Below are 10,165 nucleotides of genomic sequence, written 5' to 3'. Positions count from 1 at the left end.
CATTTGAGGCTCAAGTTGCTAGCGCCAAAGCAGCTTTAGCTCAAGCAAACGCAAATCTTAAAAAAGCACAGCTAGATTTCAAGCGTGGTGAAAATCTACTTCCTAAGGGGAGTATTTCGCAGTCTGAATTCGATAACTTGAACGCGACACTTCTCGGCGCACAGGCGCAAGTTGAGGCGGGTGAAGCGCAGTTACATTTAGCTGAGGTCAACCTGTCATACACAGAGATTAAAGCGCCGTTCTCAGGCCGAATCGCACAAAGCAAAGTTAGCACAGGTGATTTAGTGTCACCACAATCGGGTATTCTTACTACGTTGGTGAGCTTAGATCCTGTACATACTAGCTTTGGCATTAGTGAAAGAGAGCGTTTAGAGCTAGGTATGGACAAAGTTCTTGGCAGGGGCGATGACGGCCAAGTCGAGGTGCAGGTTGTGCTTGAAAATGGACAACCCTTTGAACACTTGGGCAAGCTGGACTTTCTGGGTAATCGAATTGATACCAATACTGGTACGATTGCGATGCGCGCTGTTGTCGACAACCCGCTATATCGTCTCCTTCCTGGTCAACATATTCGTGTAGAACTGCGTGAAAAAGAGAAAACAGACGTGATAGTCATACCGCGTCGAGCAGTGCAAACCGATCTTGAAGGCAACTTTGTGATGATTGTCGCCGAAGGAAATGTTGCTGAGCGCAGAAATGTAGAGCTTGGACGCCAACTCGAAACGGGAGTCATTGTACGCAGCGGTTTGGATGCGGGCGAGGATGTCATTACACAAGGGCTACAACGAATTCGAAATGGTGTTCCTGTACGTTTCGAACAAAGCACAGCAGCAGAATAGGGGGTTAGATGATAAGTCGTTTCTTTATTCAGCGCCCTAAATTTGCGCTAGTTATTTCTATTATACTCACACTGGCTGGTGCGATTTCTCTCGCTATCCTGCCCGTCGCAGAGTATCCGAAAATAAGCCCTCCCTCAGTGAGTGTGACAGCGTACTACACAGGTGCAAGTGCAGAAGTCGTAGAGCAAGCCATCGCCGACCCGATAGAAACCTCGGTCAATGGCGTGGAAAACATGATCTACATGTCTTCTAAGAGTGCTAATGATGGATCGTATAATCTAAACGTGACCTTCGATGTGGGAACTGATCCCGATATGGCCCAAGTGAACGTGCAAAACCGCGTGTCACAGATAGAGTCAAAGCTACCACAAGAAGTGCGTATGGTTGGCGTTACAGTTAAAAAACGTTCTCCAGATTTGCTGATGGTCTTGAACTTCTATTCTCCAGACGGAAAATATGACGATCAGTTTTTGATCAACTACATCAACCTCAACGTTAAAGACCAACTGGCACGCGTTAAAGGCATCAGTGAAGTTAATGTAATTGGTGGCGGTGAGTACGCGATGCGTGTTTGGCTCGATCCTGAAAAGATGGCCAATCTTAACCTGACCACTAGCGACGTTTATTCGGCGTTGGCTGAACAAAACGTACAGGTTGCTGCAGGTCGCGTAGGGTCGGCGCCATACAGTAGTGCGCAAGAGGTGCAGTTTAACCTTGTGACCAAAGGTCGCTTGGAAAGTGTTGATGAGTTCGAAAATGTCGTGCTTCGAGCGAACAGCGATGGTTCTAGCGTCTACTTGAAAGACGTGGCTAGAATTGAACTTGGTAAGAAGTTCTATGACGGTAGCGGCAAATTCCGTGGACAAGACGCGTCAATTGTTGCGCTATCACTTCAATCCGATGCCAACGCACTAGAGAGTGGTCAAGCGGTAATGGAGCTGCTCGATAACTTAAGCGTCAACTTTCCTGAGGGGATGGCCTACGAGACTAGCTATGACACAACGGTATTCGTTGCAGAATCTATTAAGGGCGTAGTTAAAACCCTGATAGAAGCGATTCTATTGGTCATTGCTGTGACTTATCTGTTCTTAGGTAGCGCACGAGCAACCCTGATCCCCGTTATTGCCATACCTGTTTCCCTGATTGGTACCTTTGCCATCATGCAAGCTACTGGGTTCACCATCAATACGGTCACTCTGTTTGGTTTGATTCTCGCCATTGGTATTGTCGTAGATGATGCGATACTTGTGATAGAAAACGTTGATACCACAATGGCTAAAGATCCATCGCTGACGCCGCGTAAAGCGACCCTGCTAGCGATGAAGGAAGTGACTGGGCCGATTATTACGTCGACCTTGGTTCTACTGGCGGTATTCTTACCTGTGGCAATGTTACCAGGCATAACCGGGATCATGTACAGGCAATTTGCCTTGACGATATGTATTTCCGTTGTGATCTCTTCAATTAATGCGCTAACGCTCTCCCCGGCACTATGTTCACTTGTGCTTAAGCAAGGAGGAGGGAATACGGCACGTTGGTTTGCAGCGTTTAATGCCGGCTTAGATAAAGTCACCAAGCGCTACGGCCAAATCGCAGGCTTCCTGGTCAAGAAAATCATCTTGTTGGTGACTTTCTTTGTCGTCGCAGTCGCGGCGGTAAGCTTCTTTGCCAAAACGACATCAACAGCGTTTGTGCCGCAGGAAGATAAAGGTATTTTGCTGGTTAATGTTCAACTCCCGGACTCTGCGTCGTTATCACGAACTGAAGAAGTCACGGAGCAACTGATCAATATCGTTGAGCAGGAACCCGGAGTTGATGGTGTCACCGTTGCGAATGGTTTTGCCTTTATGACGGGTGCAGCCGCTTCGAATGGCGCATCTTTGTTTATCAAGCTTCATGACTGGAATACACGAAATACCCTTGATGGTGATCACTCGTCAGATGCCATTGCTAATCGAATCAATGGTCAAGCTGCAATGCAATTACCACAAGCCGTCGTGTTCGCGATGGGCCCGCCTGCGGTTCCGGGAATGGGTGCTGCTTCGGGTTTTGAGTTTGTCCTAGAAGATACGCTAGGTCGAAGCCGTACTGATTTAGCCATGGTTATGGGCCAGATGATAGAGGAGGCCAACAAGCAGCCTGAAATTGCCTTTACCTTTAGTACATTCCGAGCCAACGTTCCGCATTACTATGTCGATATTGACCGTGAAAAGGTGCAGCAACTTGGTATTCCACTATCTAGCGTGTTCCAAACGCTACAAGGTAACTTGGGTTCGCTATACGTTAACGACTTTACCATGTTTGGTAAGAACTTCCGTGTCACTATGCAGGCAGACAGCGAACATCGCAGTGGCATGGAGGACTTAGAGCGCTTTCACGTTAGATCGGCAAGTGGGGACATGATCCCTTTGAGCACATTGGTGAGCTACGAACAGATTTTTGAACCCGATGTCGCATGGCGCTACAACATGTATCGCAGTGCAGTCATTCAGGGCCAACCTGCGCTGGGCTACTCTAGTGGTGATGCCATTGCTGCCATGGAGCGAGTAGCGGCTGAAGTACTACCTCAGGGCTACCAGTACGAATGGACGGGCATGGCTTACCAAGAAGTTCTGGCTGGTAACCAAGCTATCTACGCATTCGCTCTGGCGCTGATATTTATCTACTTGTTTATGGTTGCTCAATATGAGAGTTGGACAATTCCGCTAGCGATTATTCTCGTTGTGCCTGTTGCGACGTTAGGCTCGTTCTTGGCGCTTAACCTAACCGGAACACCATTGAACCTGTATGCCCAAATAGGACTGGTGTTGTTGATAGCACTAGCGGCTAAGAACGCGATCCTTATCGTCGAGTTTGCCAAAATTGAGCGAGAAGAGAAGGATGTGCCGATTGATGAAGCTGCGGTGAAAGGCGGTAAGCTGCGTTTCCGCGCAGTAAATATGACGTCCTGGTCGTTTATTTTGGGCATCTTCCCGCTGATTTTTGCATCGGGCGCCGGGCATGTAAGCCAAAACTCATTGGGTATCTCATTGATTGGCGGCTTGTTATGTGTGTTACTGGCAGGTACTTTCTTGATCCCAGGTTTCTACGCTTTTGTTCAACGTAAGCGTGAAAAAGCATATGGCGGTAGTACTAAGTTAATACCACTTGATGATGACTAGTTTGTAGTAAGTAAAAAGCCCTAACATTTGTTAGGGCTTGGTGTTATTTGGTTAAGCTTTCATTTGCTGTTGTTTTAAATTCCGCGACAGCATTATCCATTTCCAAAGCTTGCACTGACACTCTGTCTACTTCATTCAAGCAGTTTTGTGCAGAACTCATATTTCCCTCAGAGATGGTGTTAAGTTCAGTAATGGACTCACTGACTTGATTCATCACAATACCCTGTTCTTCAATGGCTGAGGCAATACGTTCAGAGTTGGCTTGAATGTTACTCATGTCATTAATAATTTGCGTCAGGCTGCTGTCGAGAGTCTGTGAAGCCTCAAGCGTTTGTGACCCTTGCTCGGTACATTGATCAATATCTTTGACTACTTGAGACATTTGAGACAGAATCGAAGTAACAACATTGGTAATTACTTCAGTAGATTGATGGGTGCGGCTCGCTAGCGCACGCACTTCATCAGCAACAACGGCAAAACCGCGGCCTTGCTCGCCTGCACGTGCTGCCTCGATCGCGGCATTCAGCGCGAGTAAGTTGGTCTGCTCTGCGATCTCTTGAATGATGTTTACTGCATCACTGATCTTGTCAACGTGATTGTTCAGATCACTGATGGACGCTTGGCTGCTACTTAAGGTTGATGATAGTTGGTCAATGTTTTTAACCGTAGTTTCAACGACCGTGCGTCCGGTTTGCGCATTGACGGAAGCTTGTTGCACGCCTTCTACTGCTACAGCCGTACTTTCCGAGATTTCGCTGATGGTCGAAACCATCTCTTGTACCGAGGTAGCCATCATATTTGTGTGATCCGCCTGCACATGGAATTGATTGATCACGTTTTCCAATTCGTTGTGCATACTTGATGTACTGCGAGACAGTTCAGATGATTTTGACTGTGTACCTGAGATAAGCTGTTCGAGTTTGTCGAGCAATCGGTTGAAATAGTTGCCAATGACTGACAGCTCATCGTTGTTACTCAGTTTTGCTCGCAGTGAGACGTTGTTGGTACGTGCCACTTCTTGGATTGTTGAAAGTAACGAAGCTACTTGGCTATTGATGGTACGTGAAATCTGAAAAATAAACATAGCAATTAGCAGAACCACGATACCTGTTGTCACCATCCTCAAGGTTGAAATTCGGCTACTTGTGGCTTCCTTTTGTTCGCTTAACGCGGCTGAAAAGGATTTAAATTGCTCTTCAACAGTATGTGATAGACTACGGGTTTCTCCAAGTAGTCCTTCATTGTGTTTTAGGCCGACAATAACATTCTGCTTAATGTAGGCTTTAGCTGCTGTTTCCAGCGCCTGAGCATCAGGTGGAATAAGGTCTGCAGCAAAGCTCCCTGCTAGAACCTGAGTGTTGAACTCAAATAGCTTTACCAATTGATCATTGGTCAAGGACGGTTTAATAGCGGCAAGTTCATTGTTATATTGGCCGGTAAGGTTGGCATCAGGCGCTAGTCCGAGTTGCTCAAAGGCACGGACTAAATTATTAAAGCCAGTTTGGTACTTTAGGATGTCTTGTTTGAGCTGATTGCTCGAAGGAAGAGACTGTTTGGTGAGAATATTGGATAACTCAGACTCTAGGGAAATAAAGGTATCCATGTTGCCGTTGAACCTATCGAGATACTTTAAATCTTTTCGCAGTAGGAAGTCTTTCTCATTGCGTCGTAGGTTTAAAAGTCGAATTTCAAGTTTGGCGACAAGTAAACTTGCCTGATCGAGCTGCGCAGTTGTTTGGGCAAAATGAGTTGTTGCAAAAAGAATAGAGACAACTCCAATGATGGCGACCGCACCCAATGAATATAGTTTATTTTTGATATTCATGAGATTACCTTTTTCCGTTAGCAGGATAAATTTTAGTTATTTAATGTGATGTTAGTCCTTGATTACGAATATATCAATTGCTTGGTATGGACAAGGAAAAGTTACGAGTAATAAGGCAAACTGTTAAGTTTGCTATTGGGGATATGAAATGTTCGACACTTTGAACAAATATGACGCACTGATTTTTGATATGGATGGTACTTTGATTGATACCATGCCTGCGCATTTGGATGCGTGGCAGCAAACCGCCAATCAGTTTGGTTTTCCCTTTACCAAGGAGTGGTTACATAGCTTAGGTGGCATGCCAAGCTATAAGATAGTGGGTGAAGTAAATAAAATGCATCGTTTGGATTTAGATCCGGCGCTTGTGTCTCGCTTTAAAATGGAAGCGTTTGCGAACATGGAAAATCATGGTGAGCCCATTGAATGTACTATGCAGGTGTTTAACCAGTTTATCGGTAAAAAGAAGCTGGCCGTGGGGACTGGAAGTCAACGGGACAGCGCGGTTCGCTTATTAACTAAAGCCGGTATAATTGACCATATTGATGCGCTTGTGACTGCCAGTGATGTTATTAATCACAAACCTAACCCTGATACGTTTCTTCAAGCGGCAAGTGCACTGGATGTCGCTGAAAAAAACTGTATTGTGTTTGAGGATACTAAGCTTGGCTTACAAGCAGCGCACGCGGCGAATATGGATTGCATGATGGTCGAAGGCGATCAGCTAGTTTTCTATCCATGTAAATAAAATAAAGCCGCTTGAGTAAGCGGCTTTGTTAACAGACCATTATCTATCCCAATATGCTTCTTCTAAGCTGTCTTCGCGCTCTGGAAGGGCGCGAGCTAGGCGAGGAGAGTGCTGGGTTAACACTTCATAGCTGACTCGGTTTGCGTATTTACAAATCTGCGAAAGCGAAGAGTAAGTTAAGTAAGGTTGATCGTGCTTCGACGAATTAGGGACATTCATCTGATGGTGGCTATTTGCTGCCATATCATGAAGTAGTGCAGATAAAGCTGCGTCACCAGCACCGTTGGTGTTCTTTATCTCAAGCGGACCACCTAAGTAAGGGCCAATATGAGAGTAGACTTTCACTGGGTTGCTACAGTCTGACTTGCGCATCGCACGGCTAAACTCATATTTGTTGAACTCGGCGATATTACCCGGTAGTAGCGGTAGTTCAGTCTCGCGCTTAACGGAATCTTCCGTGTAGCCTGCCATGTATAGTCCAACCGGGCCCGCAGTACACAAAACGACATCAACCCACTCGAGTGCTTTATCTGCGGCAAGTAGAGGATCTTTTTCACCGGTTAATGCTTCGCCTTCTTCTTCGTTCATTGCAACGACAGAAATGTTTTGTTTGATATAGTCCTGCCACCACTTCGCATTGCCTTCGATAACCCATTTTGTACCCAACGTTAGTACAACAGGAACATTCTTAGCTTTGGCTATTTCGATTGCACGGGCTACCGCTTGTGGCATTGGATCTTCTGGTTTACCACGCATTAGGTACGAAGAGACCACTAGCGCTGAAGCTTTATCGAATACATCTTCAGGAATGCTGTCAGGGCGAAGTTGGTTCATATGACCTTCGTTGATGGCAAAGGTGCGCTCGCCGTTTTCTGAAATGAGTGTATAACAACGACCAATGGAGCCTTCGACCATTTGCAGATGGTTTAAGTTCATTCGCGAAGAGGTGCGGCACAAGTAACGGTAGGCAAATGAACCTACTTCAATGTTGCGTGACATAACACCTAGAAGTACCGATTTGCTATCAGCGAGCACTGAATAGTTGTGTAGCGTATTACCAATCGTGTCACCGGGGTATTGGTGAGTGATCAACCCACGTTTTATTAACTCTTCGTATAGCGCATCAGCTTTGTCCTCTTCTAAAACGAGAGAATGCCCTTTACTCAAATCATATTTAGCAAGAAACTCGTCATCAACTCGGGCTTCAATATCCACGATAGTTTGGCCAACTCCGACAACAATAGGACGATAGAGCTTTGGGGTTTGCTTCATCTGATTGACGAGTGGATCACGGGCGTGAGTAGGAAAGTAGTGCTTAGATTTGCGCTGTCCAGGAAACTTCATGATAAAAAGGGTGTTGGAAATTTTGCTGCATAATATCACACTTTTCTCGCAGTGTTTTCATATTAATTTCATTTATAAGAGCTATTTGCGCAAGACAGTTAACTCACTAGTATGCGTATCACAATGACAAAATTAGTGATTGTTGAACAACAATGCCGTGAAGTGCGTCGAGTTTGTTATCATTAACAAAATCAATCATATACATATGTGTTGCGTATCATTTTTAAGCGCGCTTTAGTGACCAATATTTGTTAATTTAAGTCGATTATGGCTGGGTAACCACTTGATTTTACAATCAGCTCATTTAACGGCATCTCGCTCACTGATTTTAAGGATGAAAATATGCGATTTTTACCAATAGCGGCAACCGTACTTTTGCTCGTCGGGTGTAAAAGCACCCCTATGGTTTATCCACCAGCACATAAGGTGATGGTTTCGGGTAACACATTGATTTACGAAGGAATGATAACTGGTGATGCGGTGTTGGAAGCGATGCGTGTTGTACGTGAAGGTAAAACGCCAATTGATAAGCTCAAAATAACCAGTCCAGGGGGGGAGATGGCGGTAGGCATGGAGTTTGGCTACTTCATTAAAGAGAATGACCTTGATGTTGAAGTGAGTAGGCTCTGTTTCTCAGCGTGCGCCAACTATATCCTCCCGGCAGCAAAGAGCGTTGTCATTAATCCTGACTCGTTACTTGGGTGGCATGGTGGTGCCAAACAAGCCGATGCATTGTGGATGCATAGCGTACCAAGTAAAGACAAAAAGCAGTTTCTGGAGTACCTAAATCGCTTGCGAATTAAAGAAACTGCCTTCTTTGGTTATGTTGGGGTTGATCAACAGATCACCACCTATGGACAGACGTTAAAAACCAGTTGTCAGAAGAGTAAGAATACCGATGGTTGGTACTATTCTGTGGCTGATATGAAACGAATGGGGATTAAGAATATAACGGTGAAAGGGGCAGGATTAGTCGAAGAAGTCGATTACAAAGCACAGGGTGTTAAGGGTGATACAACCAATTTTGACCCAGAGAAAGTCACTTCTTGTTTACTTGAAAACGTATTCGATAGTTAGGTGAGAATAGTATAGAGCAGCCCGTATCTTGGGCTGCCCGATTCGCCTATTGCTCTTTCGTTGTTGCTTCCACATAGGCTGATGTTCCCCAAAGTGGCACCGTCGAAAGGCTGTGTTTGAAGCTGCCATCGGTCTCTTTGGTTGTGTATGAGAGGTAGAGTAGGGTTTGGTTTTCAGCATCGTAGATACGTCTTACCTTCATTGACTTGAAGAAGATACTTTTAGACTGTTTAAATACCACCTCTCCCGACTTACTCTTATCAATTGTCGCGATCATCTCTGGTGTAATGTCTCCAGTCTGACGACAAGCAATAGAGCTGTCACTTGGATCTGACAAGCTAAGGTCAGCTTCTATTGACGCGATATGACAGGTCACTCCAGGAATTTTGTCGTCATCAAGGTTAGAAATTTTGATGTCTTTCTTAGTAACATGCCCACACGATTTCTTTAATATTAAAGAAAAAAATTTCACATCTATCAAGGCTTTAACATCCTGAATCAAAATGATTTTTTGTATCATTTTAATGACAATAACTCCGAGAACATTACCTTTATACTTGAGAAACGATGACTGAACATTGTGAAGCCAACAAAATTAGGTGCATTCACACTATATGTATGAATAATAATGATTTTATCTCAGTCAATATGTTGGTAAAGGAGGACACATCTCCCCAAAAGGAGTAGGGTAGTAAGCATTTGACCATTAACTGTATTTACATACAGGCATCTTGCGCTAGAAACAAGCCATAGAAATCGTAACATACAACGAATTTTACTATTTTATAGATAAGCATACTCCGCATCTTTTCTTTCCGTCTAACACTAATGTTTGCGTTGACGCTTTACAACTATTGCAAAGGTTAGGGTTATCTTTTCGCTTAGAGATTGTTAACTGAGATTTCAGTTCTCCCTCCAATATTTCAACATCTTTGTAGTAGGCTTTAAGGTAGTAGTCGTGGAATGTGAGTTTAGAAAATGGGAGAAGTTCGTTTTTCCATTCGTAGTTAAGCTCTTGACCCTCGATGAATGGCTCTCTCCAATGAACATCAAACCATAACTCACCAGTTTCTTTAGTCTTTTCTTTTGCTTCACGGCTTAGTACAAAAACGTTGGCTCGATTTCGATAGGCAATATCCAAGTCGGTGAAGCGTTTCCCGTCAAAATCTAA

7 protein-coding genes and 1 pseudogene are annotated in these 10,165 nt (G+C 44.6%); 4 read left to right on the top strand and 4 right to left on the bottom strand.

The genetic code is table 11. The features are described from left to right. Together QTO00_RS08490 and QTO00_RS08485 are read left to right on the top strand one after the other, a co-directional pair. Positions 1 to 839: efflux RND transporter periplasmic adaptor subunit (locus QTO00_RS08490; RefSeq protein WP_331424267.1), on the top strand; the 839-nt coding region annotated here is incomplete at its 5' end. A gap of 8 nt (positions 840 to 847) precedes the next feature. Further along, positions 848 to 4,000, top strand: coding sequence for an efflux RND transporter permease subunit (locus QTO00_RS08485; RefSeq protein WP_331424266.1), 3,153 nt, complete (start codon positions 848 to 850; stop codon positions 3,998 to 4,000). 43 nt (positions 4,001 to 4,043) lie between these two features. Here QTO00_RS08485 and QTO00_RS08480 read toward each other — a convergent pair whose 3' ends face one another. After that, complete coding sequence (locus QTO00_RS08480) at positions 4,044 to 5,825, bottom strand: methyl-accepting chemotaxis protein (protein WP_331424265.1); 1,782 nt, start codon at positions 5,823 to 5,825, stop codon at positions 4,044 to 4,046. Between the two features lie 148 nt (positions 5,826 to 5,973). On the opposite strand from QTO00_RS08480, the gene QTO00_RS08475 reads away from it, so the two are divergent. Continuing rightward, positions 5,974 to 6,573 carry a beta-phosphoglucomutase family hydrolase gene (locus QTO00_RS08475; protein ID WP_331424264.1) on the top strand — a complete coding sequence of 200 codons (600 nt, stop codon included), beginning with the start codon at positions 5,974 to 5,976 and terminating at the stop codon, positions 6,571 to 6,573. Positions 6,574 to 6,612: 39 nt separating this feature from the next. Here QTO00_RS08475 and QTO00_RS08470 read toward each other — a convergent pair whose 3' ends face one another. Continuing rightward, entirely contained in the window at positions 6,613 to 7,917 is a 1,305-nt protein-coding gene (locus tag QTO00_RS08470) for an inosine/guanosine kinase (RefSeq protein ID WP_331424263.1), read from the bottom strand. A gap of 342 nt (positions 7,918 to 8,259) precedes the next feature. Between QTO00_RS08470 and QTO00_RS08465 the strand changes: the two genes are divergently transcribed. Further along, the gene (locus QTO00_RS08465) at positions 8,260 to 8,994 is read left to right on the top strand and encodes a hypothetical protein (protein WP_331424262.1); all 735 of its coding nucleotides are present in this window, start codon (positions 8,260 to 8,262) and stop codon (positions 8,992 to 8,994) included. Between the two features lie 46 nt (positions 8,995 to 9,040). On the opposite strand, the gene QTO00_RS08460 is transcribed toward QTO00_RS08465, so the two are convergent. Together QTO00_RS08460 and QTO00_RS08455 are read right to left on the bottom strand one after the other, a co-directional pair. Then, entirely contained in the window at positions 9,041 to 9,514 is a 474-nt protein-coding gene (locus QTO00_RS08460; protein WP_331424261.1) for a CreA family protein, read from the bottom strand. 258 nt (positions 9,515 to 9,772) lie between these two features. Next, a pseudogene (locus tag QTO00_RS08455) lies at positions 9,773 to 10,165 on the bottom strand (DUF6035 family protein); the annotation flags it as partial.

The organism is Vibrio sp. M260118, from assembly GCF_036533755.1.
Classification (GTDB): domain Bacteria; phylum Pseudomonadota; class Gammaproteobacteria; order Enterobacterales; family Vibrionaceae; genus Vibrio.
The sequence above is the reverse complement of the archived record's forward strand: the minus strand, read 5'-3'. Positions and strand labels throughout refer to the sequence as shown.

Bases quoted from the DNA above. Each gene is read 5' to 3' on its own strand.
- QTO00_RS08480 (WP_331424265.1), bottom strand. From the start codon at position 5,825: ATGAATATCAAAAATAAACTATATTCATTGGGTGCGGTCGCCATCATT.
- QTO00_RS08465 (WP_331424262.1), top strand. From the start codon at position 8,260: ATGCGATTTTTACCAATAGCGGCAACCGTACTTTTGCTCGTCGGGTGT.
- QTO00_RS08475 (WP_331424264.1), top strand. From the start codon at position 5,974: ATGTTCGACACTTTGAACAAATATGACGCACTGATTTTTGATATGGAT.
- QTO00_RS08485 (WP_331424266.1), top strand. From the start codon at position 848: ATGATAAGTCGTTTCTTTATTCAGCGCCCTAAATTTGCGCTAGTTATT.
- QTO00_RS08460 (WP_331424261.1), bottom strand. From the start codon at position 9,514: ATGATACAAAAAATCATTTTGATTCAGGATGTTAAAGCCTTGATAGAT.
- QTO00_RS08470 (WP_331424263.1), bottom strand. From the start codon at position 7,917: ATGAAGTTTCCTGGACAGCGCAAATCTAAGCACTACTTTCCTACTCAC.